Origin of the sequence: Pseudidiomarina taiwanensis, from assembly GCF_003987435.1 — a bacterium.
In the GTDB taxonomy this organism is placed as follows: domain Bacteria; phylum Pseudomonadota; class Gammaproteobacteria; order Enterobacterales; family Alteromonadaceae; genus Pseudidiomarina; species Pseudidiomarina taiwanensis.
Genome location: NZ_PIQG01000001.1, coordinates 721,345 through 746,067, shown reverse-complemented (window position 1 = coordinate 746,067; position 24,723 = coordinate 721,345). Strand labels below are relative to the sequence as shown.

Sequence of the window (24,723 nt, the reverse complement as noted above, 5' to 3'; positions counted from 1 at the left end):
CTATGCTTTACCTGGTGGAGCTTTGGGAATCTATCAGGGATTTTTTGGGTACCGGTGGCGATGTCTTGTACATCGTCATGGGGGCGCTCTTCCTCATGTGGGTTTTGATGGTTGAGCGTTACTGGTTCCTTACGGGTGTGTTCCCTAAGATGAAGAAAGAAATCATCGCTAGATGGGACGCTCGTGAAGACACCACCTCATGGTACGCACATAAAATCCGTGAAGCTTGGGTTTCTGAGGCAGCTCAAAAGCTAGATGCGCGTATTTTCTTGATCAAGACTTGTGTCGCTATCTGTCCGTTGATCGGACTACTCGGTACAGTAACAGGTATGATTACTGTATTCGAAATCATGGCGGTGCAGGGCACGGGTAACCCACGCTTGATGGCGTCGGGTATCTCGATGGCAACAATCCCAACTATGGCGGGAATGGTTGCTGCCTTGTCAGGTATGTTCTTCGCTTCGCGTCTTGAGGCGCGGGTTCGTCGGGCAAAAGACAAGCTGATCGATAGTTTGCCACATCATTAAGAGAGAAGAATTATGGCACGTAAACGTTTTCGTGAAGAGGAAGATGCAGCGATCGATATGACGCCGATGCTTGACATCGTATTCATCATGTTGATCTTCTTCATCGTTACCACCTCTTTCGTTAAAGAAGCTGGTATTGACGTGAACAAGCCAGAAGCAAGTCAGGCGCAGAAGAAGCCTTCTGCCAACATCTTTATCGCGATTCGTGGAAATGGCGAAGTATGGATGGACAAGCGTATGGTTGATGTTGAGCGCGTTGCTGCAAACATCGAGCGTCTATTGGCCGAACAGCCAACTGATATGGTCGTGATCCAGGCAGACAAAGAAGCCAAACATGGTGTTGTCGTGAAAGTTATGGATCAGATCAAAGAAGCAAATAACAAGCTTACTATTTCGATAGCCGCAGAGGACGATTAATATGTTGCGCTTCATAGTATCAATACTATTGGGTGCCGCTGCTACGTTCCTATTGTTCGCGTTTATGGCGTTTTTGATCAGTGGGGGCGATGGCCGTAATGCGCCGCCTCCACCGACTGCGACCATCGAGATTGTGTCGCAGCCGCCTGAGTCTAATGTTGACCAGCGTCGGCGTACGCCACCGCCACCACCGCCACCACCGGCACAGCCTCCGGAAACACCTCCGGTAGAACCTGATAATGCCGATAGTGACTTCAATGTTGGATTTGAATTCGATGTTGATACCGGTGGGGTAAATACTGACCTTGGTGCGGGCCCTATGATGGCCGATGGCGAAGCTACGCCTATCGTTCGGATTAACCCTCGCTTCCCACCAGAAGCAGCACGAGACGGTATTAGCGGCTGGGTAATGTTGCGGTTCACGATTGATGAGACCGGCGGTGTTACAGACGTAGAAGTGCTTGATTCAGAACCTCGTCGAGTGTTCGATCAAGAAGCACGTCGCGCCTTGTTACGCTGGAAATACAAGCCAAAAATGGTCGATGGTAAGCCAGTTCGTCAGCCGGGTCAGACGGTCCAGCTCGACTTCAACCTAGAGGAGCAATAATGATGAATAAATTTGTATCATTATCTGTAAGTGCTGCTTTATTGGTTGCTGGGTTGATGATTTCGACTGCCAGTGCGCAGGAGATCAACTACAACTTGCCGTCAGCGGATACCATCCAAAAGCAAAAGGACAGCCGCCGTAACCAAGCGGTCGGTGACCGCGTCGGTCGTCGCATCATGCGCGCTTTCGAACTCTATAGTGAGGAAGAAGATATTGTTGCGGCGATTGCAGAGCTGGAAGAAGCGGATCCTCGTGAGACCTTTGATAAGGCCTACTTGAATCGTTTCTTGGGTAACCTGTACGCAGCGCAAGACCGGATGGAAGATGCGTTTCGCTCAATCAAGATTGCCGCGGACGCAGACATTCTCGGTTGGTCGGACCATGCTTCTTCATTGAAGCTTGCAGGTGACCTTGCCTTGGGTATGGAAAAGTACAGTGAAGCACTGAATTACTACGGTAAATGGTTGCAGTTCACTGGTGAATACGACCCACAAGTCCTAATGCGTGTTGCCAATGCTTACTACGAGCTCAAGCAATATGACAAAATCATTCGCCCTGCGGATCTAGCGATTCAGTACGCTGAAGAGCCAGACAAAAACCCGTACGTGCTGAAAGTTGCGTCTTATTACGAGCGCAAAATGTATGCACAAGCGATTGAAGTTCTCGAAGCTGGCTTGTTGGTGTTGCCAGGCGAGCGTACTTGGTGGAACCAGTTAGGCATGTTGTACTTGCTCGAAGAGCGGGTCGACAAAGCTTTACAAACGCTGGAGTTGGCTTACTTAGCGGGTTATTTCGATAAAGAAAGCCAATACAAAGCGCTGGTTCAGTTGTACGCGAACAACGATATCCCGTTCAAAGCTGCGGAAACCATGGTGAAGCATCTTGCCAGTGGCGATATCGAGAAAACTGCGCGTAACTACCAAAACGCCGCGAGCAACTTTGAGGCCTCGAAAGAGTTCGCAAAAGCTGCACGTTATTTTGGTGAGGCAGCGAAGCTTGAGGAAGAAGATGATGACCGCGCGATGCAATACCGTCGTCAAGGTACAAGCTTCATCCGGGCTGAGCGTTATCGCGATGCTGAGCAGGCGTATTTGAAAGCGCTTGAATTCGGTATCGAAGATAAAGGTGCGGTGTACATGTCGCTAGCAGAGACCTATTTCTACCAAGAGAAATATGCTGATGCGTTACGCTATGTACTAGAGGCAAAACGTCTGCCTGATACGCGTCGCGCTGCATCAAGTTGGGAGCAGTACATTCGTACCAAAGCTTCGAACAAAGGTGTAAACCTGTAAGCGTTTGATTAAGATGAAAATCGCTAAAACCCCGCATTTTGCGGGGTTTTTTTTAACCTGATTTTCATCATTTCGGCGGTTGTTCAGGGCAGGGTGATCGAGTATCATGCGCGACTCAAAATCAACTCCACAAGAGGTCGTATTCATGGCGCAGCACAATGAGAAGTATGTTGATCGTTCAGCAAGTGCAGGCATGGGATGGTTGGCAGTGATTGTATTCGTTGCAGTTCCGGCTCTTCCAGCGGTTCTATCATGGGTAAAGTTCTTTTCATAAGGTTTGGTCAAAGGTATGACGTTAGCGCTTTTGCTGGTTGAGGATAATCCGGCGACTCGAGGGATGTTGCAGCAGATGTTAGCTGGAACCGCTTATCGGGTAGTCGTTGCCAAAGATGGCTTAGAAGGTCTGAGTAAAGCAAAAGCGGAACGTTTTGATGCCGTTTTGATTGACCATAAGATGCCGCTCATGGATGGGGTGAGTTTAATCAAGAATTTACGCTCACATGAGTCTTATCAGCAAGCTCCTTTAATTCTTATGACAACCCAAGATATTCAGCAGGTTGCCCCTTTGGCAAGCCGAGCTGGAGCCGACTTGTGTCTCGCTAAACCATTGCAAGAAAAGCAGATTCTTGAAATTTTTAGCGATCTTGCCCGGACCATTCAAGGGCTTGGCAAACTCACCCTTTCTAACTAATCAGGCTATACCCGAAGCACTTTTTGCAGTAAGGTATAGGCATTCAAGTCAACATGTAGAGTGTCCATGAGTTATCAGGTTTTAGCACGTAAATGGCGGCCCCGAAACTTCTCCGAAGTGGTCGGGCAGCAGCATGTGTTGAAGCCGCTTGTGAATGGTCTACAAAGCGATCGTCTGCATCACGCTTATTTACTCACCGGCACCCGTGGGGTGGGTAAAACCACTATCGCTCGTATCTTCGCTAAGTCACTCAATTGTGAGCAAGGGCTCACGGCGGAGCCTTGTGGTGAGTGTGCTGCGTGTAAGGCGATTGAAGAGGGGCGGTTCGTTGATTTACTCGAAATCGACGCAGCTTCTCGCACTAAGGTCGAGGATACCCGCGAGCTTTTAGATAACGTTCAGTATCGACCAACCCAAGGTCGTTATAAAGTGTATTTGATTGACGAAGTCCACATGCTGTCACGGCATAGTTTTAATGCACTGCTTAAAACCTTGGAAGAGCCGCCCGAGCACGTTAAATTCTTATTAGCGACAACAGATCCGCAAAAGTTACCGATCACGGTATTGTCACGGTGTCTGCAATTTAACCTCAAGGCACTCACACAGCAGGATATTCAGCAACACTTAGCGTATGTGCTGAAAGCTGAAGGCATCGAACATGATGTCCAGGCGTTAGTTCTGCTTGCGCAAGCCGCTCGAGGAAGTTTGCGTGATGCGCTCAGCTTGACTGATCAAGCCATTGCGCAGGGCGGTCATAAGGTCACGCTGGCGAGTGTCGAACAGATGCTTGGTAATGTGCCAGATCTGAAGCTGGTGCAATTACTCCATGCCTGTGTGAAAGGCGAGGGTTCACGCTTACTAGAATTAGTTGAGGATATCGCCGGTCAAATACCCGATATCAGTGCTGTTTTAGTTGAATTACAGCGCTATTTACATCGTCTTGCTCTTGTCCAAGCAGTACCGCAAAGTGCCGAAACACTTAGTTTAACTGCGGCGGATAAAGCCCTTGCACAGCAATTACCTGCTGAACTCGTCCATATCTATTACGACATTCTCAGCCAAGGCCGCCGCGATTTGAACTATGCCAATGATCTTCGCAGCGGGGTGGAAATGTGCCTATTGAGGCTGCTGGCGTTCCGTCCTGCACAAATTGAGGTCGGCGAGTTGCCAGAGATGACGCATACATCGGCGCCAGCGGTCGCTGCAGTCACCGCGGTTGATTCTGCGCCAGAACCAGCGCCACAGCCAGAGTCGGAGCCGGAGCCAGAACCAGAGCCAGAGCCAGAACCAGAGCCAGAGCCAGAACCAGAACCAGAGCCAGAACCAGAACCAGAACTAGAACCAGAACCTCCTGTAAATGAACCTACGGCGGCGCCGTCAGGATCGGGCCTTGAGGCTTTGTTAGCAACTCGCGCGGCTTTACAAGAAAAAAAAAAGCCGGCAGTAGCTGAGCCAGCTTTAGCTCAACCTGAACCCGAGCCAGAATCTCAACCAAAACCAGAACCTGAACCAGAGCCCAAAGCAGAACCCGCCCCAGCGCACCTGCCTGCAACAGAGCTGGCTGCGACTGTGACTGAACCGCAGCAACAGGCCCCTAAAGAATTTCCGCAACAGGTTAGAACAGCCGCTGAAGTTGATCGCTGGGCGGCTTTGATCGAGAATCTGGGCCTGCATGGATTACCCTTGCAGCTTGCTCGCAACAGTGTGTTGGTCAAAGAGGGTGAAGGCTATCGAGTCGAATTGCGGCAACATTGGGCACAACTGCTCAGTGATGCAACCGTTGCCCAGTTACAACAAGCGCTACTGGAAAGTTTAGGCGCTCAAGTTGAGGTGGTTGTTCAGTCAGCGGAACAGGCCGCGCAGGGGCAAACCCCTCATGAAATCCAACAGGCTATTGCCGCGCAACGTCTCCGCTGGGCGCAGCAACAGTTAGCCGAAGATCCGAACGCACGTGCTTTGCAAGAAGCCTTTGCGGCGGAGTTAATTGAATCAAGTGTTAAACCACAATAGAGGTAAATCATGTTTAAAGGTGGATTAGGGAATATGATGAAGCAGGCGCAGCAAATGCAAGAGCGCATGCAAAAGACCCAAGAAGAAATCGCCAAAATGGAAGTGACCGGTGAAGCCGGAGCAGGCTTGGTGAAAGTCACCATGTTGGGCAATCATAACGTACGTCGAGTGACTATTGATCCAAGCTTATTTGCCGACGACGATGCAGAAATGATCGAAGACTTGGTCGCCGCGGCGATTAATGATGCAGTCCGTCGAGTTGAGCAAACCAGTAAAGAGAAAATGGCTGAAGTCACCGCTGGCATGAATCTGCCACCGGGTATGAAAATGCCGTTTTAGGCCCTTTAGGATTTGTATTCATGCAATTAAGCCCGGCGATTCAACAGTTAATTCAAGCGTTACGCATCCTGCCAAGTGTGGGTCAAAAAAGTGCGCAGCGGATGGCATTTCAATTGCTCGAACGCAATCGTGATGGTGCCATCGAGTTGGCGGAAGCGCTCCAGCAAGCGGTGGCCAAAGTTGGCCACTGTGAGGTTTGTCGTACCCTAAGCGAAACCTCTGAATGTAGCATTTGTGCGCAAGTTAAACGCCGTGATACCGGGCTTCTTTGTATTGTTGAAACCCCAGCCGACGTCCTCGCGATTGAGCAGACAGGGCAGTTCCAAGGTTGCTATTTTGTTTTGATGGGGCATCTGTCCCCACTTGATGGCATCGGGCCTGAGGATATTGGGTTAGATAAGCTGGCCGAGCGCTTTGCGCAAGAGCCTATTCAAGAAGTTATTCTCGCCACTAATCCAACCGTCGAGGGTGAGGCGACGGCTCATTTCATTGCCGAGCTGGCCGAGCAACATCAGATTGTCACTTCCAGAATTGCACACGGCGTGCCAGTTGGGGGAGAGCTTGAGTACGTTGACCAAGCCACCCTTGGACATGCGTTTAGTGGGCGCAAATCTTTCTTAAAAAATTCTTCCTAGGCAGTTGAATTCAGCCAGCTTAACCCCATTTATTGTAGCAGTACTTAATGGTCAGTTGAGGAGATAAGACTATGGCTGATAGCCAGCATATGGAAACTCATGGCTTTCAAACAGAAGTGAAGCAGTTGCTTCATTTGATGATCCATTCTCTGTATTCCAATAAAGAAATATTCCTACGTGAGCTTGTCTCGAATGCTTCTGATGCGGCAGACAAGCTGCGCTTTAAGGCGTTAAGCGACGATAGCCTGCTTGCCAACGATAGTGAATTACGGGTTCGCGTAGCTGCTGATAAAGATGCGAAAACCATCACGATTAGTGATAACGGTATCGGTATGACCCGCGATGAAGTGATGCAACACTTAGGCACGATTGCCAAGTCGGGTACAGCAGAATTCTTTAGTAAACTCTCTGGTGACCAAGCCAAAGACAGCCGCCTGATTGGCCAATTCGGGGTCGGCTTTTATTCAGCGTTTATTGTTGCCGATAAAGTAACGGTTCGCACTCGGGCCGCCGGTGCTGATGCGAGTGATGCGGTCGAATGGGTTTCTGCCGGAGAAGGCGAGTTCACCATTGCCTCAATCGAAAAGGCCAAACGTGGAACCGATATCATTCTCCATTTACGCGATGATGCCGAAGAGTTTTTGGATAACTTCCGCTTGCGCGGAATCATTACCAAGTATTCTGATCACCTGAGTATCCCAGTTGAAATGCCAGCGAATGTCAGCGATGACGAAGAGCAAAAGCAAGAGAGCTGGGAAGCAGTGAATTCAGGACAAGCGCTGTGGACGCGTGAAAAGGCTGATATCAGCGACGACGAGTACAAAGAGTTTTATAAATCGGTCGCCCATGATTTTGAGGACCCATTATTGTGGAGCCACAACAAAGTCGAGGGTACCCACGAATACACCAGCTTACTTTATATTCCAAAACGGGCGCCATGGGATTTGTGGAACCGTGAACAACAAAGCGGCATTAAACTGTATGTGAAACGTGTGTTCATCATGGATGATGCGAAACAGTTGATGCCAAGCTATTTGCGCTTTGTGAAGGGTTTAATGGACTCGAACGACTTACCATTGAACGTTTCACGTGAAATTTTGCAAGATAATAAAATTACCCGTGCAATGCGCAACGGTAGCACCAAAAAAGTGCTTAGCATGCTGAGCAAACTGGCGAAAGATGAACCTGAAACCTATCAAGAATTTTGGGACACCTTTGGCAATGTCTTGAAAGAAGGTCCGGCGGAAGACCCGGCTAATCAAGAGAAAATTGCCGGCTTATTGCGCTTTGCTTCAACTCATAATGATAGTGCCGCAGCTACGGTTAGCCTCGATCATTACCTAGAGCGGATGCCAGAGCAGCAAAACAAGATTTATTACATCGTTGCGGATAGTTATGAAGCTGCCGCTAACAACCCTGCGCTCGAGATTTTCCGCAAGAAAGGTATCGAAGTACTGCTGATGTCTGAGCGCATCGATGAGTGGCTGATGAGCCATTTAAGTGAGTACAAAGAAAAGCCATTCCAGGCGGTCACGCGTGGCGATCTTGATCTTGGCGACCTTGATAATGAGGATGACAAGAAACAGCAGAAAAAGGTCGAAAAAGACTTTGCTAAGCAGGTGAAGCGCTTTAAAGAAACCCTTGGCGAGCGGGTGAAAGATGTCCGCGTGACGCATCGTTTGACCGATTCACCGGCCTGTATCGTCACTGATGATGATGATATGAGCACGCAGATGGCCAAACTGATGGAAGCTGCTGGACAAAAAGTGCCTGAAACCAAGTATATCTTTGAGTTGAACCCACAGCATGCCCTGGTACAGCGCGTGGTTGCCTTGAAAGATGATGCGCGGTTCGAACAATGGGCGCAGCTACTGTTAGATCAAGCGACATTAGCGGAGCGTGGGAGTCTCAAAGATCCGGCACAATTTGTCGCCCGCTTGAATAGTATGATGTTAGAGCTGACTGAATCGGCCTAACTTGACCGCCATCACTGAGCTGTCAGACTAAAGTCTGGCAATGCTCGGACTTGTAAAGCCCGAACATGCACGGTAAAGTTCGGGCTTATTTATTTGCTTTTTGCTATTTCGCCATTAATTGAAAAGAGGTTGTTCATGCGCATTATCCTGTTGGGCGCTCCGGGCGCAGGGAAAGGTACTCAGGCGCAGTTCCTGATGAAGACGTTTGGAATCCCACAGATCTCAACTGGAGACATGTTACGTGCTGCAATTAAAGCGGGTACTGAGCTTGGTTTACAAGCGAAAGCCGTGATGGATGCAGGGCAGTTAGTATCCGATGATATTATGATCGGATTAGTGAAAGAGCGCGTCGCCGCGGAAGATTGTGCAAACGGCTTCTTACTCGATGGTTTCCCACGCACCATTCCGCAAGCGGATGGTATGCATGCAGCTGGTATCGATATTGATTGTGTGCTCGAATTTGATGTCGCTGACGAGGTGATCGTAGCGCGTATGGCTGGACGTCGGGTGCATCCAGGTTCAGGTCGGGTTTACCACATTGAGCACAACCCGCCGCAAGTCGAAGGCGTTGATGATGTGACCGGTGAAGAACTGGTGATTCGAGCCGATGATAAAGAAGAAACCGTGCGTAAGCGGTTAGCAATTTATCATGAACAAACCGAGCCTTTGATTGCGTATTATCGTAAACTAGCCGAGCAGGGCAAAACTAAATTCCATCGTATCGATGGGAACCGTGACGTTGAATTGATTAGTGCGGAATTAAAACAATTACTCGCCTAGAACGCCACGCAAGTGTTTACAAAGCCCACCGCGTGTGGGCTTTTTTATTGAGGAACAACAGATGTCATTTGATACCATCAATATGCCAGTTATAAGCTTATTTTACGCTGGCCTCTTAGGAGTTTTATACCTCGTGCTCGCATATGGAGTGATTGTGGTGCGACGGCGTGAGCGCGTTGGAATTGGTCACGGCGACTCAAAAGCCCTCGCAATTGCGGTCAGAATCCACGGTAACTTTGCTGAATATGTACCTTTCCTGCTACTGATGTTACTGATGATGGAACTCGTTGGTGCCAACCCTATCTTGTTGCATGCCTTGGGGGCGGGGCTTTTTATCGGCCGTATCCTCCATGCCCTTGGCTTAAAACAAAGCGCAGGAACCTCGGTACCACGTTTTGTCGGCATGCTGCTTACCTTCGTAGTCCTGCTGTTTAGTGCCGGCTATTTGATAGGCTTTGCCGTTGCCAGAATGTGGGGTGGCTGAGGTTGAGCATGCGTGATCTGTCATTACCTGGAGTGTATTTTGCCGGTGATGCCGCAAAGCCACCCGTGCTGTTGTTACACAGTTCGCAAAGTAGCGCGGGGCAATGGCGTGCTTTGGTTGCTGAACTGGCCAAGTCTTATGCGGTACTGAGTGTTGACCTACTTGGCTATGGCGCGGCACCCGCAGTTACTGGAACACCCGAGTCATTCCGCTTTGAAGCTGAAATACCACGCATATTAGAGGCGCTAGAGAAGGCGCAAGTGCGCCAGCCGGTAACCTTGATCGGTCATTCTTATGGTGGCGCTCTCGCGCTTAAATTAGCGCTTGAGCAACCCTTTGCGGTCGCCCGTTTGGTGATGTTCGAACCGGTTGCTTTTCATCTGTTAGAGGCAACGGAAGCCGCTCGCCAAGAAATTGACCAAGTTGCGGAGAATATGGCGTCGTTAAGCCAAGCCGAAGCGACCGCAGGCTTTGTCGATTATTGGAATTTTCACGGGTTCTTTGCTGCTTTACCGAGTAAGATGCAGGGGCTCATGATCGCTCAGGGGGATAAGGTCAACTATGATTTCTCGGCACTGATGGGCGAGCCCTATGGTCTTGATGACTACCGTAATATCAAGGTGCCAAGCTTGTTACTCAGGGGCGAGCACACCCGTCAAAGTGCGCACGCCGTTGCGGATAAGCTTTTGAGTGCACTCCCTGAGGTGACGGCTAAGACTCTCCCAACCGGGCATATGGGCCCGATCACTCATGCCGCGCAGGTGAATCAAGCGATTCTCAATTTTCTGACGAGTACAGCTGCATGAGTCAGTTAACTGACCGCGCCGGGCAATTCCCATGGTGTCGCGCACACCCAACTGCGACCTATCTTGATAGTGCCGCAAGTTGCCAGGTGCCAGAGTCGGTATTGGTGCGTCTGAATCATTATTACCAGAGTCAACATGCGAATGTGCATCGCAGTAATCACCGCCTTGGCCGGCAAGCAACCAGTCTGCTCGAGTGCGCTCGGCGCCGCCTTGCTCAGTTTGCTGGAGTGGATGCGGAGAACCTATCATTACAGGTCTCCACTACTCAGGTCTTGAACGATCTTGCCTGGAGCTTACCCATCGACTGGCAAGCCGGAGATGAAATTCTCCTGAGCATGGCTGAGCATCATGCGAACTTATTACCATGGCAGGCTCTAGCTCAGCACTATCAATTAAAGCTACGATTTATTCCGATCGTACCCGACACCGGTGAGCTTGGTGCTTGGGAAGATTTGCTTGGACCACGCACTAAGGTGGTCAGTGTTACCGCCGCGAGTAATGTCAGTGGCACTATTTTTAATCTGCATGAGTTGTTGCACGCGGCTCATCAGCAAGGTGCCGTGAGTATCATTGATGCCGCTCAATATGCCGCTCATAAGCCGCTCGCGCCGCTCTGCCAAGTGGCTGACGCCGTGGTTTGGAGTGCCCATAAGATGTATGGGGTTGCCGGTGCTGCGGCGCTCGCGGTTAAGCCACGATTATGGCAGCAGTTGCCGCCGTGGCGTCGCGGTGGCGGGATTGTAACCCGAGTGACCTGTGAGCATGCTGACTATCTTGAAACAATCGAGAAATTCGAGGCAGGGACACCGAATACAGCAGCTGTTGTTGCCTTTGCCGAGGCCTGCGACTGGTTATCACAGCAACCCCAGTTAGAGTCTGAATTACAGCAGTTGCGCCATGAATTGGCGACAGCGCTCGCTCAGTGCACTGATATTGCAGTCTTGCCCAGTGGCCAGCTGCATACTCCCACTCTAAGTTTTTATCATCGTCATATTCACTCGGCAGACCTTGCCGCATGGTTAGACCAACATGGTTTCTACGTTCGTGCAGGTCATCATTGCGCGCAACCCTTATTAACTTCTCTTGCGGTCCCAGCGGTAGTCAGAGTTTCGCTAGGAGCGTATAATACCCGCGCACAAATCGAGGCTTTTATCGCTTGCCTTGATCAAGCCACGCAATTATTCGCATAACGCAATTTAGGATAGTTTAATGTCAACAGCCGCAGTCGCACCGGCGTCAGCTTGGTGGCGGGAGAGTAAAATTTTAGCTCGCTTAACGGGCCCCATTTTGATCGCGCAACTCACCCAAGTGCTAATGAGCGTGGTGGATACCATTATGGCTGGGCAAGTGAGCGCAACGGATCTTGCGGCAGTTTCCGTGGGTGGCAGTATCTGGATTCCTTCTACTTTACTTATTATGGGGCTAGCGTTGGCTCTGGCGCCGATTATTTCGCACTTTCATGGAGCCAATAAACTCGCGCAAGTTGCGAATATGACGCAGCAAGGATTCTATGCCGCACTGTTAGGCGGGTTGCTGTGTTTTGCAGTGATTCAGGCTGCGCCCGTGATTTTAACGCAAATGGATGTTGCGGATGATTTTCGAGCGATTACGCTAGCTTATCTCGATTTTATTACCTACGGTATCCCAGCGGTCATTCTTTACTTAGTGCTGCGCAATTTTTGCGAGGGCTTAAGTTTTACCATGCCATCATTGGTGATTGGGATTATTGGGTTACTGGTCAATATTCCACTGAATGCGATTTTTATCTACGGTTACGGTCCGATCCCCGCTTTCGGTGGAGCAGGGTGCGGTATTGCCACGGCACTGGTCCTCTGGGTCATGGCGCTGGGTTTGCTTGGCTATGTGCTGTTGACCCGTCGCTTCAAAGAGATTGGCTTGTTTAGTAAGTGGTACAAGCCGGTTTGGGATGATGTCTTTTACGTGGTTCGGATTGGCTTTCCAATCGCCGTCTCAATGTTTTTTGAGGTGAGCTTATTTGCTGCGGCAGCCTTGGTGATAGCTCCGCTTGGAGCAGCCATTGTGGCAAGCCATCAAATTGCACTGAATATTTCCTCATTGATTTATATGGTTCCTTTAAGCCTCTCGATGGCGGTAACCCTTCGGGTAGGCTTTGCGCTCGGCGCAGGTCGTCCCGATGGGGCACAACTGAGTTATCGGTTGGCCAACTATTACGGGGTTGCCTTTGCCATCGTCAATGGCCTCGGTATGTGGTTTGGCGCGACCTGGCTTGCCTCCTTATATACAGATAACCGTGAGGTCATTGAGTTAGCCGCAAGTCTGATGGGCTTAGCCGTCATTTTTATGATTTCAGATACCTTTCAAGCGATCGCCATTGGAACCTTGCGCGGCTACAAAGATACCCGCGCAGTGATGGTGATCACTTTCTTATCCTATTGGCCCTGTGGTTTAGTGGTGGGCATTTTGCTGTCGCGAACCGACATCTTAATGCCGGCGCTCGGTGCGGCCGGCATGTGGATAGGGTTTATTGTTGGCTTGAGTGTCGCCGCCGTTTTATTGACTTGGCGCTTGAAAATTATTCGGCGGCGGGTGACGCAGCAGTTCGCCGCTCAGCTAACACCTGCAGCACTTGATTAAGGCTTTGACCTCGAGACTCTAAGGTCACCAGCAGATGGTAGAGTAAATCGGCACTCTCATTCAGTAACTCGGGATCGTTCTCGGTAGCTGCTGCGAGTGCCACTTCAACCCCTTCTTCACCCACTTTTTGAGCACAGCGCTTGCTCCCGCGAGCCAACAACTTTGCGGTATAACTGCCGCTCTCTTGGCTACTTGCGCGCGCTTGAATGCGCTGCTGGAGCCGCTCTAGTTCGGGTAAATGGCTGAGATCGTCAGCACTAAAGCAGGATGAACTGCCTAAGTGGCAGGTGGGGCCTGCGGGGAGTGCCAAAATCAAAATGCTGTCGCGGTCACAATCGGTATGAACACTCTCAACCGAGAGAGTATTGCCAGAGCTTTCACCTTTTTGCCAGAGTCGCTGTTTGCTCCGACTGAAAAAGGTCACACGACCTTCAGTGAGGGTCGTAGTAAGGGCATCCTGGTTCATATAGCCTTGCATCAGTACTTCGCCGCTGCGCGCATGTTGGACAATCGCCGGGACGAGACCGTTAGCTTTGGCAAAGTCGATTTCGGTAGTGTTAGACGTAATTCGCATAGTGTTCCTTGTTACTGACGAACTGGAATTCCAGCTTGAGCAAGTTGTTGCTTGAGCTCGGCAATGGCGATGATTTGCTTATGGAAGACGGAGGCTGCCAGCGCACCATCTACATCAGCTCGGTCAAATACCTCGACAAAGTGTTCAATCGCACCGGCGCCACCTGATGCAATCAATGGAATAGGGCAGGCTTGGCGCAGGCTTGCCAACTGCTCAATATCGTAGCCTTTGCGCACGCCGTCTTGGTTCATACAGTTTAGCACCACTTCGCCAGCACCTCGTGCGACTACTTCAGCCAACCAATCTGCGGTTTGCCATTGAGTTTTTTGGGTGCGACTTTCATCCCCAGTGAATTGATACACTTCATATTGCCCAGTTTCGGCGTTGTAGAAGCTATCAATGCCGATAACGATGCACTGCTGACCGAACTCGTCAACGAGTTGGTTGATGAGGTCGGGATTTCGCAGAGCCGGTGAGTTGACACTGATTTTGTCAGCGCCGAGAGCTAAGATTTCTTGGGCCTGTTGCAAACTACTGATACCGCCGGCAACGGTAAACGGAATATCGATTAAGCGCGCGACGCGCTCCACCCAAGATTTATCCACCACGCGCGCATCTGCCGAAGCAGTAATGTCGTAAAAGACGAGTTCATCCGCACCTTCTAAAGCATAGCGTTCTGCGAGGGGTTCGATGGCACCGATCACTTCGTGATTGCGAAATTGAACACCTTTAACGACTTCCCCATTGCGAACATCCAAACAAGGAATTATGCGTTTGGCCAGCATGCCAGTGCCTCCGTTAGGGTGAATTGCCCGGTGAGTAGCGCTTTGCCAAGGATTGCCGCATCGCAGTTAACGGCTTGTAAAGCGGTTAAGTCAGCGAGTGAAGAAACGCCACCCGATGCTTGTAATTTGATCTGCGGAAACTGTTGTTTAAGTTGGCGATATAAATCGACATTAGGGCCCGATAGCATACCGTCTCGAGCGATATCGGTACACAGAACATGACGCAGCCCATCTTGGCTAAATTCGGCCAATGTTGCATTAAGGGTTTGCTCTGAGGTTTCGCGCCAACCGTGGGTAGCGAGGTAAGCTTGGCCATCGTCGGCAATGTTAACATCGAGTGCGAGGACAATCGCATCAGGACCAAATTCATGCAGCCAAGCTTGCACCAGTTGTGGCTGTTTGACGGCGAGTGAACCGATCACCACACGTTTGACGCCATGCGCAAATAGCTGCTCAAGATCTGCCTTGCTGCGGATGCCGCCGCCCACTTGAACTGCCATCGAAGTGCTGGCGGTGATTTTTTCAATCAACTTAAGCTGGCGCTGGGCGGGGTCCTTAGCCCCATCAAGATCGACCAAATGCAACCATTGGGCACCGCTGTCTTGATAACTTTTGACCAATGGCAACGGGTCATTAGCAAATGTTGTTTGGCGGGCAAAGTCACCTTGCTGAAGCCGAACCACTTGCCCTGAAATAAGATCTAACGCTGGAATTAACATCAGGATAACTCCAAAAAGTTTTGAATAAGCTGCGCCCCAATTTGGCTAGAACGCTCAGGATGAAACTGCGCACCGTAAAAGTTCTGGTGCTGAACAATGGCCGAAAACGGTTGTTGATATTGGCAACTAGCAATCGTGTAAGTTCCAACGGGAACTGCGTAGCTGTGCACAAAATACACCCAACTTGAGTCGGGAATGTCGCGCAACAAGGGGTGTTCAGGGCTAATATTGAGCGTGTTCCAGCCCATATGCGGTAGCGGCAGGTCAGTCACCTGAAGGCGCTCTGTTTGCATATCAATAACCCCTAAGCATTCGACCTCACCTTCGGCTGACCAGCGCCCGAGCAATTGCATCCCAAGGCAAATCCCCAATACGGGTTGGGTGAGTTGTTGCAAGGTTTCGACCAGACCGAGTTGATGTAAATTACGCATTGCTGCTTTGGCGGTACCAACCCCTGGCAAAATAACGTGGCTTGCCGCTTTAATCACCGCCGGGTCGTTGCTCAATACCGGCTCAACCCCTAACCGCTCACAGGCGAAGCGCACTGAACTTAAGTTTGCGCAAGCCGTATCAACAATTACCAACTGGGTCATGCCAACATCCCCTTACTCGAAGGTGAACTGGTCTCGCCAGTGCGGCTAATAGCTTGGCGTAAGGCGCGCCCAAATACTTTGAACAAGCTCTCAACTTGGTGGTGAGCATTGCCCTCAGTAGTCGACAGGTGCAACGAAACAGCCATGGCATCACTGAGTGAGCGGAAAAAGTGCTCAACCATTTGGGTCGACATTTGTCCCACTGTGGTGGCGCTGAAGTCGGCACTAAATTGCAGATAGGGGCGACCACTGAGGTCCAATAAACACTCAGCCCGACACTCATCCATAGGTAAGGCGAAGCCAAACCGACCGATGCCACGTTTCTCGCCGAGCGCCGAGCGTAATGCTTGCCCAAGGGCTAAAGCGGTGTCCTCAACGGTGTGGTGCTCGTCAATATGAAGATCGCCATGCACGGCAACCGTTAGGCTAAAACCAGCGTGGGTGGCAATCTGCTCAAGCATATGATCAAAAAATCCAATACCGGTACTAATTTGTGGTTTCGCTGTTTGGTCGAGATCAAGCACAATGCGAATATCGGTCTCACTGGTCGTGCGCTGCACTGTCGCAGTGCGCGGACGGTCCAGTAGTTGGTGTCGAATCATATCCCAATTGCAGTCTTGCCGGTCATAGCGAAAACTTGGGAGCGCCATATTCCGCGCTAACTCGACATCTGTTTCCCGATCGCCAATGACATACGAGTCAGTAAAATCAATCTTGCCTTGTTGCAAATAGTCTTTGACGAGACCTAATTTTGGCTTGCGGCAACTGCAGTTATCCTCAGCAAAGTGCGGACAAATAAGAATGTCATCAAACTGAATGCCTTGTGAAGCGAAGATCTCGAGCATCAGTTGCTGTGGTGCATCAAAGTCTGCTTGAGGAAAGCTCGCAGTCCCTAAACCATCTTGATTGGAGACCAGCACGAGTCGATAGCCGGCAGCGCTGAGATCGCGCAAGACCGGAATCACGTTCGGTTCAAGTTTGAACTTATCGAGCCGATCCAACTGTTTATCGATGGGAGGCTCTTCGACTAAGGTGCCGTCGCGATCAATGAATAAAATGCGTTGTCCGTTCATGCTTCAAGCACCTCTTTAACTGCGGCCAGTTCAGTTGCACTGCCAATACTAATTCGAATCACTTGATTTAAGCCGAGTTGGCTTGACTGATTGCGCACCAGAATTCCAGCCTGTTGGAACTGGCGAACACGCTGCTCGGCATCGTCAACTTGCACCAACACGAAGTTGGTGACACTTGGGTATACATAGTTAACCCAGTCGCAGCGAGCAAGCCAGTCGATAAGTTGCTCGCGTAAGACTAAGCTTTGTTGCACCAGTATTTTCATATCAGCAAGGGCCGGCTCCGTGAGCGCCCGAACCGCTTTATCGACCACCGGTTGCGGCAGTGGATAAGGCGCGATCACTTTACGCAAGACCTCGATCACGGCAGGGTTTGCGAGGGCAAAACCGCAACGCAATGCGGCTAAGCCAAAAGCTTTCGATAAGGTACGTAAAATAACCAAGTGCGGATTGTTTGCGAGTAAATCGATGACACTCGCAGCGCCGATATATTCAATATAGGCTTCGTCTACAACCACCAAACATTGCTCACGAGTGGCCGCTAGAATCCTCTCGATAGCGGCTCGCTCTAATTCGTTACCCAGTGGATTAGATGGATTGCAAAGGAAGATTAATTTTGTCCCTGGCAGCGCAGCAATAATGGCAGCCTCGTCGAGTTGCAGGGCGCCGGCATCGGTATCGACCAGTGGAATTTGCACGACTTCGGCGCCATGAGTTTGTGCCGAAATGGCATACATGCCATAGGTCGGTGGACAAATCAGGATACCATCTTGGCCGGGCTCGCAAAAACTTCGAATCAACAAATCAATGGCTTCGTCGCTACCCCGACACGCAATAACTTGATTTGCCTCAACGTCAGCATAATCGGCATAGCCTTGCAGTAAGGCTGGATTCTGAAAATCCGGGTAGCGGTTAAGGTTTTCGCTCGAAGCACTTGGGGTGTACGGCGCTTCATTAGCATTTAGCCAAATACTACCGCCCGTCATGCTCCGCCGCGCTGACGCATAGGGGGTCAACTGTGCCAGGTGACGCCGTTGTAGGCGTTGCACTAATTCATTGGTTACGTCACTCATAGCGAATCCTCTAGACGAATCGAAACCGCTCGAGCGTGAGCGCGCAATGATTCGGTCTCGGCTAAGTTGATAATGGCCGCAGCGAGCCCCTCAAGACCTTCGCGACTGGCTTTTTGTACGGTGTAGCGGCGATAGAAATCGAGCAAGCCGAGGCTGTTGTGATTACGCGCAAAGCCATAAGTTGGGAGTACATGGTTGGTCCCCGTGGCATAGTCACCACCTGATTCAGGGGTGTAGTGACCGACAAAAATTGAACCCGCCGTGGTTAACTGGGGTAGCACTTGTTCAGCATCATCAAGTTGCACCGAGAGGTGCTCTGGTGCATAGCTCTGGCTAATCGCTAAAGCTTGGGCGAGATCATCGGTGACAATGAGTGCACTCGCTTGCAATGCTTGTGCGGCGATGCCCCGACGCGGAAGTTCAGCCAGTTGTTGTTCGACCTGTTGTGCGACTTGCTCAACCAGCGTGGCACTTGGTGAGACGAGAATAACCTGCGAGTCGCTGCCGTGTTCGGCTTGGGATAACAAATCCGCTGCCACGTAGGCCGGACGCGCGCTCTCATCTGCAATTACCAATAGTTCAGAAGGTCCTGCTGGCATATCGATGGCACATCCAGCCGGATCTTGCGCTACGAATTGCTTTGCGGCGGTGACATAGCTATTACCCGGCCCGAATATTTTAAGCACTGGCGCAATCGAGTCGGTACCGTAAGCGAGCGCAGCAATCGCTTGCGCACCGCCACACAAATAAACTTCATCTATCTCACAGAGGCTGGCGACATAGCATATTGCTGGCGCTAATTGACCCTCGGCATCAGGCGGACTGACCAGGACTTTACGCTGGCAACCGGCGAGTTGTGCCGGCACGCCAAGCATCAGTGCCGTTGACGGCAGAACGGCTGTTCCGCCGGGGATATAGAGCCCAACCGCATCCAGTGGGTGAAACTTTTGTTGGCACACAACACCTGGCGCAGTTTCGATACTAATCGGTTGCGGTTGTTGCGCCTGGTGAAAGGTTTTGATGGTCGCATAGGCGGTATCGATGGCGGCTTTGGTTGCGCCGTCAAGTTGTGCCGCACGGGCTTTTATGGCAGCAGAGGGGTAACGCAGCGAGTCGAGCTCAACCCCATCATACTTGGCTGTTAACTCAAGCACTGCGGCATCACCTTGGCTGCGGACTTGCTCGATGATGGCTGCAACTTGTCGTTCCAATTGCGCCGACTGACCCTGCACAGGTCGCTCTAGTATGCCTTGCTGCTGTGCTTGATTTAGCTGTGACCACTGATAAATATTCATGTAGACCTCGCCGCCTAACCCAACATTTTCTCGATAGGTAAAACTAGGATAGAACTACAACCCATGGCTTTGAGTTCTTCCATGGTCTCCCAGAACAGTTTTTCAGTACTGACCACGTGGACCGCAACTTGCTCTTCGGTGTGGCTGAGCGGAAGAACAGTCGGTCTTTCGGCGCCTGGAAGCAGGGCAACGACCTGTTCGAGCCGGTCTTTTGGCGCGTGTAACATGATGTACTTGCTCTCTTTTGCCATCAATACGCCATCGATACGTGGCAGTAATTGATCGACAATCGCTTGTTTTTCTGCAGATAAAGGTTCCGGGCGTTGAATTAATTGAGCCGTCGAAGTGAAGATGATCTCTTTCTCGACCAGCCCGTTAGCCTCTAAAGTGGCACCGGTTGAGACTAAATCACAGACTGCATCGGCAAGACCTGCTCGGGGGGCGACTTCGACGCTTCCGGTTAATATGGCGGTACTGGCATTGACCCCTTGGCGGCGCAAATAATCCTGCAACAAGTAGGGGTATGTGGTCGCAATACGTTTGCCATTTAAATCTTGCACACCCTGGTAATCGTCTTCTTTCGGAACGGCAAGCGATAAACGACAGCCGCCAAAGTCGAGTGAGCGCAGCGCGCTAAAATCATTATTAACTTGTGTTGCAGCACGCTCTAATCGGACTTCTTCTAATACGTTTTGACCAATAATGCCAATATCAACGACGCCATCCATGACCAAACCCGGAATGTCATCGTCTCGAACACGGAGTAAATCAACGGGTTGGTTACTCGAGTGTGCCAGCAGTCGGGCTTCGTGCAAACTAAACTTGTAGCCGCAGGCTTCAAGCAGTTTCATTGACTCTTTACTCAACCGACCTGACTTTTGAATGGCAATGGTTAGCCGTTTTGAACTCTTTTCTACAACCATGAATTTCTCCTACAAAAAACCCCCGGGAAGGTTAACCTCGCGGGGGTACAATGTACGAACGAGGCAACCACAACCATGCTAGCCTCGCAAATGATTTGCAGGCTAGGTCATGTGATGATGGTGCCAAACAAAAACGTACATTCAGAATCCTTAAAGAAATGTTTTACGCGGTGAATTGTATAGATTTTGAATTGGCCGTTCAACAACAAAAGCGCCTAAAAGATAGGTTTTATTGAAAAAGATGTATCAAGTTGTACATTAATTTAAGCGTTCTTGCACAGACAGAAGATTGCTCTTGTGAATTAATCTCCGTAAAGTGATGGTTTTACTCTTTTGGCATTTAATCCAGCATGAAAATTGGTTCGTTGTTTCAACCAAATGGCCATTTAGCGAAATTATTACCCCGCTTCCAACCGCGCCCAGCGCAGACTGAAATGGCGACTGCGATCGCGACCGCAATTGCCGAGCGCAAACAGCTGGTAGTGGAGGCGCAAACCGGTACCGGTAAAACTTTTGCGTATCTGGCGCCACTACTATTAAGTGGGGCCAAAGGGATCATTTCAACCGGCACCAAAGCCCTGCAAGAGCAGCTTTATCACCGCGATCTCCCACTCTTGCGCGATGCGCTTGCGCCGGAAAAAGTGGTGGCCTTGTTGAAAGGGCGCGCCAATTACTTGTGTATTCATCGGCTAGGGCAAGCCGTTGCGCACAGGTGTGAGCTATCCGCGCACCTGCAGCAGCAATTGGTAGAGGTGCGACGTTGGGCGCAGCGCACCGACAATGGTGATATTGGCGAGATTAATATTCTGCAAGAAGATGCAGAAGTGTTACCACAGATCACCAGCACGGTGGATAATTGCTTGGGGCGTGATTGCCCCGATTATGATCAGTGTTACTTAGTGAAAGCCCGCAAAAACGCGCTAGAAGCGGATGTCATTGTTGTAAACCACCACCTGTTTTTTGCCGATATGGCGCTCAAAGACACCGGCTTTGGTGAGCTTATTCCTGCGGTCGACAGCGTTATTTTTGATGAAGCACATCAATTGCCTGATATTGCCAGTCAATATTTTGGTGAAGCGGTATCGAGTCGACAACTGCAAGAGCTGGCGCAAGAGTTGAAAGTGCTCTATTTGACTGAAGTAAAAGATCTACGCCAACTTGATAAAGCTGCAGATAAGCTATTGAGTAGCTTGCGGGATTGGCGGTTGGTCTTTGCCGCGGATCCGCAACGTGGGAATTGGCGTGATTATCGTAAACGTCCCGAGGTTGTGGCGGCGGCGGAACTGGTCGCTGAACATTTAAAGTTTTTAGTGGATGTCTTAAAAAATGCCTTGGGACGCCATACGGATTTGGATAATGGTTATGAGCGCGCGAGTAACTTCTTACACAAGTGGCAACAATTGCAGGATACCGAGCGCACCGGATTTAGTTTTTGGTTTGAAACAACACCGCGCCATATCACTCTGCATCAAACCCCACTCGATGTAGCTGACAAGTTTGGCGGTTATCTTAAAGCATCGGGGAGTAGTTGGATCTTTACCTCAGCGACGCTTGCGGTGGGCACTGATTTTTCTCATTTTGTGCAACAACTGGGGATCGATGCGTGGGAAACGCTTTGTTTAGAAAGTCCTTTTGATTACGCGCAGCAGGCGCTGCTGTGTGTACCGCGCTATCTGCCACAACCGCATGAAGCACAGATGGCGGATGCGCTACTGCAGGTCATTACCGAAGTTCTTGCGGTAAATCAAACAGGTGGAACCTTTGTGTTATTCACCAGCCATCGCATGTTGCAGCGGGTTGCAGCACAGCTTGAATTGCTGACCGAGCGGGAGTTGTTTGTGCAAGGAAGGACCAGTAAGCGCGAGCTGCTCGAGCAATTTGTCGCCGCTGGAAATGGGGTGTTACTCGGTACAGCTTCGTTTTGGGAGGGCGTGGATGTTCAGGGTGATGCGTTGCGTTGTGTCATCATCGATAAGTTACCCTTTGCGGCGCCAGACGAACCATTGTTACAAGCGCGGGTAGAAGATGCGCGGATGCGTGGTCTGGATCCGTTTGCTCAGGTACAATTACCGCAGGCTGTGATTAGTTTGAAACAGGGCGCAGGGAGACTAATTCGCGATCGAGATGATCGTGGGGTGTTAATCGTATGCGACCAACGCTTGGTCACGAAACCCTATGGTGGCACGTTTTTGGCGAGCTTACCGGCGATGCCGCGAAGTAGAGATTTACAGCAAGCGTTGGCATTTTTAGATCACCTTGAACCGCAATAACAGGAGCGACATTTTGCTATGGCAAGTTCTGCTGAACCAATTATTTTAGCACTCGATACCTCAACCGAGATGTGTTCAGTCGCCCTTCAGGTTGGCAACCAAATTGCTGAGCGAGCAATTTTGGCTCCCCGTGAGCATTCGCAAAAGATTTTGCCTTTCGTCGAGGAATTGCTGGCCGAATTCGATGTCACACTTGCAGCAGTTCAGCGCATCATAGTAGGGCATGGTCCAGGAAGTTTTACCGGAGTGCGGATTGGCGTCTCGGTTGCGCAAGGGTTGGCGTATAGTCACGATATCCCCTTGACTCCGGTGACAACATTGGCGGCTCTAGCGCAACAAGCCATGCGGTTGGAGCAAGCGCAAGCTGTGGTGGCGGCCATTGATGCGCGGATGGGCGAGGTATATATCGCCCGCTATCAAAATCGGGCCGGGTTGGCAGAGTGTACCATCGAGCCCCAGATGGCGGCATTGGCGGAATTAAATGCGCAAACTTGGTGGCCAGATGCCACTGTTGGCTGTGGTACGGGTTGGCGAGATTACAGTGAGATATTGGCGCCAAATGGTGGGATTAAGGTCCTCTCAGAAGTGGAATTTCCATTGGCGCGCGATATGTTGCAACTTGGTCAAGCCGAGCATGCGGTGGTGCTGACAGCCGCACAATTAGAGCCACTTTACGTGCGCAACGAAGTGACTTGGAAAAAGCTTCCTGGACGTGAATAGCGTTAGTTTGCTGGGAAAGGAGTAGTAACATGAAAAAATTATTATTAAGCGTAACGGCTTGTCTGGCCTTGATTGGCTGTAGTGCGATTCCAGAGCCGTTGCAGGTGACTGAAACAACGGTGTTGACGGATTATTCCGAGGCGTTAGAGCGTGGGGCAGCCGCGCAGGGTGAGCAGGCCCGCTGGGGAGGGGTTATCGCAGCGGTTCGCAACACTGAAAATGGCACGGTGATCGAGGTGGTGAATTTCCCACTACAAAGTTGGGCACGCCCCATGGTAAGCGATCAAAGTGATGGTCGTTTTCGTGCCAAGATCGATCAATTCGTTGACCCCGTGGTGTACAAAGAAGGTCGCTCAATTAGTTTTGTGGGCGAGATAGGTGCTCCTGAAGAAGGTCAGATTGATGACTATACTTATCTATTCCCAACTCTAAATGTCAGCGACATGTATCTGTGGAAAGAAATTAAAGAACGTCCTGTCCAAGTCGACTATAGCTCACTTTGGTATCGCCATTATTATTTCACGCGGCCGTTTGTGTATCCGGCACCCGTAGTGATTCCTGTTGGTGATCGACAAGGGTCAGATGACAATGGCTGAGAGTTGGCGGCAGACCAAAGCCGCAGCTCGAAACGTTAGTTATCAATTAGAGTGGGGAACAATGCGTGGTTTGGCGTGGGGCGATGCTACGGCCAGACCACTCCTTTGTGTGCATGGATGGCTTGATAACGCGCACAGTTTTCTTCCCCTTGCTGAGGCTTTTTTAGCCTCTGATTTGGTCAAAACTCACCAACTGATCGCACTTGATTGGGCCGGGCATGGGCTGAGTGATAAACGCCCAAAAGGTAGTTTTTACCCTTTTATTGAATACGTCTATGACCTTTGGAGTTTAACCCGCCAACAAGACTGGCAGCAGTTAGAGATTATCGCGCACTCAATGGGGGCGTTTGTGGCAAATATTTTTGCCGCTGTCGACCCCGAACGCGTGACGCGATTGCTAGCAATTGAGGCCTTTGGTCTGCTGAGTCAGAGCCCCGAGCAAACGCAAGCGACGATGCGCAAAGGTTTCTTGAGCCGTGATGCGCAACTGCAAAAACGGCGTCCGCATTATCCGACTGTTGCAGCGGGGATCCAAGCTCGCGCAAAAGCCGGCGACTTCTCGGAGCAGATCGCGGCGCAACTCGTCGACCGCGGGATCGAAAAGTTAGCCGAGCACGACTATCGCTTCCGCGCCGATGGTTTACTCCGAGTTGCTTCACCGACACGCCTAACCGATGCCCAAGTTGCCGACCTGTTACAAGCAATTGAAGCGCAATTCACCTTGGTCTTGGGGACTTCAGGACATCAAGAATTGCGCCAAGCGGTGGCGCAGTGGGGACATTTGGTGCCGCAGCTGCAACAAGTTGACATCAATGGCGGGCATCATGTGCACATGGAGCAGCCGGATGCGATTATTGCCTTATTTCTACGGATGATTAACACCTGAACGACTAGGCAACACTGGTCGGATATGCCATTATTG

At 50.6% G+C, this 24,723-nt stretch carries 27 protein-coding genes; 19 read left to right on the top strand and 8 right to left on the bottom strand.

Going from position 1 to position 24,723, the window contains the following annotated elements; genetic code table 11:
* The first annotated feature begins 2 nt into the window (after positions 1–2).
* From CWI83_RS03620 to CWI83_RS03555, 15 genes are all read left to right on the top strand, one after another.
* Positions 3–527, top strand: a complete 525-nt coding sequence (locus CWI83_RS03620; protein WP_126825803.1) for a MotA/TolQ/ExbB proton channel family protein — start codon at positions 3–5, stop codon at positions 525–527.
* Positions 528–539: 12 nt separating this feature from the next.
* Positions 540–944, top strand: a complete 405-nt coding sequence (locus tag CWI83_RS03615; protein WP_126825800.1) for an ExbD/TolR family protein — start codon at positions 540–542, stop codon at positions 942–944.
* Position 945: 1 nt separating this feature from the next.
* The gene (locus CWI83_RS03610; RefSeq protein ID WP_126825798.1) at positions 946–1,551 is read left to right on the top strand and encodes an energy transducer TonB; all 606 of its coding nucleotides are present in this window, start codon (positions 946–948) and stop codon (positions 1,549–1,551) included.
* 2 nt (positions 1,552–1,553) lie between these two features.
* Positions 1,554–2,843: a tetratricopeptide repeat protein gene (locus CWI83_RS03605; RefSeq protein ID WP_126825795.1), complete on the top strand. Its 1,290-nt coding sequence runs from the start codon at positions 1,554–1,556 to the stop codon at positions 2,841–2,843.
* A gap of 106 nt (positions 2,844–2,949) precedes the next feature.
* Positions 2,950–3,117, top strand: a complete 168-nt coding sequence (locus CWI83_RS10560; RefSeq protein WP_157980356.1) for a hypothetical protein — start codon at positions 2,950–2,952, stop codon at positions 3,115–3,117.
* 15 nt (positions 3,118–3,132) lie between these two features.
* Complete coding sequence (locus CWI83_RS03600; RefSeq protein WP_126825792.1) at positions 3,133–3,534, top strand: response regulator; 402 nt, start codon at positions 3,133–3,135, stop codon at positions 3,532–3,534.
* A 66-nt stretch (positions 3,535–3,600) separates the two neighbouring features.
* Positions 3,601–5,544, top strand: coding sequence for a DNA polymerase III subunit gamma/tau (gene dnaX / locus CWI83_RS03595; RefSeq protein ID WP_126825789.1), 1,944 nt, complete (start codon positions 3,601–3,603; stop codon positions 5,542–5,544).
* 9 nt (positions 5,545–5,553) lie between these two features.
* The gene (locus CWI83_RS03590) at positions 5,554–5,883 is read left to right on the top strand and encodes a YbaB/EbfC family nucleoid-associated protein (RefSeq protein ID WP_126825786.1); all 330 of its coding nucleotides are present in this window, start codon (positions 5,554–5,556) and stop codon (positions 5,881–5,883) included.
* 20 nt (positions 5,884–5,903) lie between these two features.
* On the top strand, positions 5,904–6,518 hold the full coding sequence (recR, locus tag CWI83_RS03585) for a recombination mediator RecR (protein WP_126825783.1): 615 nt from the start codon (positions 5,904–5,906) through the stop codon (positions 6,516–6,518).
* 71 nt (positions 6,519–6,589) lie between these two features.
* Positions 6,590–8,494 carry a molecular chaperone HtpG gene (gene htpG, locus CWI83_RS03580; protein ID WP_126825780.1) on the top strand — a complete coding sequence of 635 codons (1,905 nt, stop codon included), beginning with the start codon at positions 6,590–6,592 and terminating at the stop codon, positions 8,492–8,494.
* 135 nt (positions 8,495–8,629) lie between these two features.
* A complete protein-coding gene (gene adk, locus CWI83_RS03575; RefSeq protein ID WP_126825777.1) occupies positions 8,630–9,274 on the top strand; it encodes an adenylate kinase in 645 nt (214 codons plus the stop codon).
* Between the two features lie 61 nt (positions 9,275–9,335).
* Positions 9,336–9,758 carry an MAPEG family protein gene (locus CWI83_RS03570; RefSeq protein WP_198677236.1) on the top strand — a complete coding sequence of 141 codons (423 nt, stop codon included), beginning with the start codon at positions 9,336–9,338 and terminating at the stop codon, positions 9,756–9,758.
* A gap of 8 nt (positions 9,759–9,766) precedes the next feature.
* Entirely contained in the window at positions 9,767–10,564 is a 798-nt protein-coding gene (locus CWI83_RS03565) for an alpha/beta fold hydrolase (RefSeq protein WP_126825774.1), read from the top strand.
* Positions 10,561–11,754 carry an aminotransferase class V-fold PLP-dependent enzyme gene (locus tag CWI83_RS03560; RefSeq protein WP_126825771.1) on the top strand — a complete coding sequence of 398 codons (1,194 nt, stop codon included), beginning with the start codon at positions 10,561–10,563 and terminating at the stop codon, positions 11,752–11,754. Before CWI83_RS03565 ends, CWI83_RS03560 begins: the two co-directional genes overlap by 4 nt.
* 19 nt (positions 11,755–11,773) lie before the next feature.
* Positions 11,774–13,180, top strand: a complete 1,407-nt coding sequence (locus CWI83_RS03555) for an MATE family efflux transporter (RefSeq protein WP_126825769.1) — start codon at positions 11,774–11,776, stop codon at positions 13,178–13,180.
* Here CWI83_RS03555 and hisIE read toward each other — a convergent pair.
* The 8 genes from hisIE to hisG are packed head-to-tail and all read right to left on the bottom strand — an operon-like array spanning position 13,119 to position 20,215.
* A complete protein-coding gene (gene hisIE, locus CWI83_RS03550; RefSeq protein ID WP_126825766.1) occupies positions 13,119–13,754 on the bottom strand; it encodes a bifunctional phosphoribosyl-AMP cyclohydrolase/phosphoribosyl-ATP diphosphatase HisIE in 636 nt (211 codons plus the stop codon). The genes CWI83_RS03555 and hisIE overlap by 62 nt on opposite strands.
* An 11-nt stretch (positions 13,755–13,765) precedes the next feature.
* A complete protein-coding gene (gene hisF / locus CWI83_RS03545) occupies positions 13,766–14,539 on the bottom strand; it encodes an imidazole glycerol phosphate synthase subunit HisF (RefSeq protein ID WP_126825764.1) in 774 nt (257 codons plus the stop codon).
* Complete coding sequence (hisA, locus tag CWI83_RS03540; protein ID WP_126825761.1) at positions 14,521–15,258, bottom strand: 1-(5-phosphoribosyl)-5-[(5-phosphoribosylamino)methylideneamino]imidazole-4-carboxamide isomerase; 738 nt, start codon at positions 15,256–15,258, stop codon at positions 14,521–14,523. The genes hisF and hisA overlap by 19 nt, the downstream gene beginning before the upstream one ends.
* Positions 15,258–15,851: an imidazole glycerol phosphate synthase subunit HisH gene (gene hisH / locus CWI83_RS03535; RefSeq protein ID WP_126825759.1), complete on the bottom strand. Its 594-nt coding sequence runs from the start codon at positions 15,849–15,851 to the stop codon at positions 15,258–15,260. Before hisH ends, hisA begins: the two co-directional genes overlap by 1 nt.
* Positions 15,848–16,924, bottom strand: coding sequence for a bifunctional histidinol-phosphatase/imidazoleglycerol-phosphate dehydratase HisB (gene hisB, locus CWI83_RS03530; RefSeq protein WP_126825756.1), 1,077 nt, complete (start codon positions 16,922–16,924; stop codon positions 15,848–15,850). Before hisB ends, hisH begins: the two co-directional genes overlap by 4 nt.
* Positions 16,921–17,997 carry a histidinol-phosphate transaminase gene (hisC, locus tag CWI83_RS03525; RefSeq protein ID WP_126825753.1) on the bottom strand — a complete coding sequence of 359 codons (1,077 nt, stop codon included), beginning with the start codon at positions 17,995–17,997 and terminating at the stop codon, positions 16,921–16,923. The genes hisB and hisC overlap by 4 nt, the downstream gene beginning before the upstream one ends.
* A complete protein-coding gene (gene hisD / locus CWI83_RS03520; protein ID WP_198677235.1) occupies positions 17,994–19,292 on the bottom strand; it encodes a histidinol dehydrogenase in 1,299 nt (432 codons plus the stop codon). The genes hisC and hisD overlap by 4 nt, the downstream gene beginning before the upstream one ends.
* A gap of 14 nt (positions 19,293–19,306) precedes the next feature.
* Positions 19,307–20,215 (bottom strand): ATP phosphoribosyltransferase, encoded by a 909-nt coding sequence (gene hisG, locus CWI83_RS03515; RefSeq protein WP_126825751.1) that lies wholly within the window; start codon positions 20,213–20,215, stop codon positions 19,307–19,309.
* A 350-nt stretch (positions 20,216–20,565) separates the two neighbouring features.
* Here hisG and CWI83_RS03510 point away from each other — a divergent pair, with 350 nt between their 5' ends.
* Genes CWI83_RS03510 through CWI83_RS03495 form a run of 4 tightly spaced genes read left to right on the top strand, consistent with a single transcriptional unit; the run spans position 20,566 to position 24,687 of the window.
* The gene (locus CWI83_RS03510) at positions 20,566–22,485 is read left to right on the top strand and encodes a DNA repair helicase YoaA (RefSeq protein ID WP_126825749.1); all 1,920 of its coding nucleotides are present in this window, start codon (positions 20,566–20,568) and stop codon (positions 22,483–22,485) included.
* Between the two features lie 18 nt (positions 22,486–22,503).
* Complete coding sequence (gene tsaB / locus CWI83_RS03505; protein WP_126825747.1) at positions 22,504–23,205, top strand: tRNA (adenosine(37)-N6)-threonylcarbamoyltransferase complex dimerization subunit type 1 TsaB; 702 nt, start codon at positions 22,504–22,506, stop codon at positions 23,203–23,205.
* A 29-nt stretch (positions 23,206–23,234) separates the two neighbouring features.
* Positions 23,235–23,801, top strand: a complete 567-nt coding sequence (locus CWI83_RS03500; protein ID WP_126825745.1) for a Slp family lipoprotein — start codon at positions 23,235–23,237, stop codon at positions 23,799–23,801.
* Positions 23,788–24,687 carry an alpha/beta fold hydrolase gene (locus tag CWI83_RS03495; protein ID WP_126825743.1) on the top strand — a complete coding sequence of 300 codons (900 nt, stop codon included), beginning with the start codon at positions 23,788–23,790 and terminating at the stop codon, positions 24,685–24,687. Before CWI83_RS03500 ends, CWI83_RS03495 begins: the two co-directional genes overlap by 14 nt.
* The last annotated feature ends 36 nt before the right edge of the window (positions 24,688–24,723 follow it).

Coding starts and splice junctions, on each gene's coding strand:
- CWI83_RS03555 (WP_126825769.1), top strand. CDS start 11,774: ATGTCAACAGCCGCAGTCGCACCGGCGTCAGCTTGGTGGCGGGAGAGT.
- CWI83_RS03590 (WP_126825786.1), top strand. CDS start 5,554: ATGTTTAAAGGTGGATTAGGGAATATGATGAAGCAGGCGCAGCAAATG.
- recR (WP_126825783.1), top strand. CDS start 5,904: ATGCAATTAAGCCCGGCGATTCAACAGTTAATTCAAGCGTTACGCATC.
- hisIE (WP_126825766.1), bottom strand. CDS start 13,754: ATGCGAATTACGTCTAACACTACCGAAATCGACTTTGCCAAAGCTAAC.
- CWI83_RS03510 (WP_126825749.1), top strand. CDS start 20,566: ATGAAAATTGGTTCGTTGTTTCAACCAAATGGCCATTTAGCGAAATTA.
- hisF (WP_126825764.1), bottom strand. CDS start 14,539: ATGCTGGCCAAACGCATAATTCCTTGTTTGGATGTTCGCAATGGGGAA.
- CWI83_RS03500 (WP_126825745.1), top strand. CDS start 23,235: ATGAAAAAATTATTATTAAGCGTAACGGCTTGTCTGGCCTTGATTGGC.
- CWI83_RS03610 (WP_126825798.1), top strand. CDS start 946: ATGTTGCGCTTCATAGTATCAATACTATTGGGTGCCGCTGCTACGTTC.
- CWI83_RS03570 (WP_198677236.1), top strand. CDS start 9,336: ATGTCATTTGATACCATCAATATGCCAGTTATAAGCTTATTTTACGCT.
- hisH (WP_126825759.1), bottom strand. CDS start 15,851: ATGACCCAGTTGGTAATTGTTGATACGGCTTGCGCAAACTTAAGTTCA.
- htpG (WP_126825780.1), top strand. CDS start 6,590: ATGGCTGATAGCCAGCATATGGAAACTCATGGCTTTCAAACAGAAGTG.
- hisC (WP_126825753.1), bottom strand. CDS start 17,997: ATGAGTGACGTAACCAATGAATTAGTGCAACGCCTACAACGGCGTCAC.
- hisD (WP_198677235.1), bottom strand. CDS start 19,292: ATGAATATTTATCAGTGGTCACAGCTAAATCAAGCACAGCAGCAAGGC.
- CWI83_RS03600 (WP_126825792.1), top strand. CDS start 3,133: ATGACGTTAGCGCTTTTGCTGGTTGAGGATAATCCGGCGACTCGAGGG.
- hisA (WP_126825761.1), bottom strand. CDS start 15,258: ATGTTAATTCCAGCGTTAGATCTTATTTCAGGGCAAGTGGTTCGGCTT.
- CWI83_RS03560 (WP_126825771.1), top strand. CDS start 10,561: ATGAGTCAGTTAACTGACCGCGCCGGGCAATTCCCATGGTGTCGCGCA.
- CWI83_RS10560 (WP_157980356.1), top strand. CDS start 2,950: ATGCGCGACTCAAAATCAACTCCACAAGAGGTCGTATTCATGGCGCAG.
- hisB (WP_126825756.1), bottom strand. CDS start 16,924: ATGAACGGACAACGCATTTTATTCATTGATCGCGACGGCACCTTAGTC.
- adk (WP_126825777.1), top strand. CDS start 8,630: ATGCGCATTATCCTGTTGGGCGCTCCGGGCGCAGGGAAAGGTACTCAG.
- tsaB (WP_126825747.1), top strand. CDS start 22,504: ATGGCAAGTTCTGCTGAACCAATTATTTTAGCACTCGATACCTCAACC.
- hisG (WP_126825751.1), bottom strand. CDS start 20,215: ATGGTTGTAGAAAAGAGTTCAAAACGGCTAACCATTGCCATTCAAAAG.
- CWI83_RS03565 (WP_126825774.1), top strand. CDS start 9,767: ATGCGTGATCTGTCATTACCTGGAGTGTATTTTGCCGGTGATGCCGCA.
- CWI83_RS03620 (WP_126825803.1), top strand. CDS start 3: ATGCTTTACCTGGTGGAGCTTTGGGAATCTATCAGGGATTTTTTGGGT.
- dnaX (WP_126825789.1), top strand. CDS start 3,601: ATGAGTTATCAGGTTTTAGCACGTAAATGGCGGCCCCGAAACTTCTCC.
- CWI83_RS03605 (WP_126825795.1), top strand. CDS start 1,554: ATGAATAAATTTGTATCATTATCTGTAAGTGCTGCTTTATTGGTTGCT.
- CWI83_RS03615 (WP_126825800.1), top strand. CDS start 540: ATGGCACGTAAACGTTTTCGTGAAGAGGAAGATGCAGCGATCGATATG.
- CWI83_RS03495 (WP_126825743.1), top strand. CDS start 23,788: ATGACAATGGCTGAGAGTTGGCGGCAGACCAAAGCCGCAGCTCGAAAC.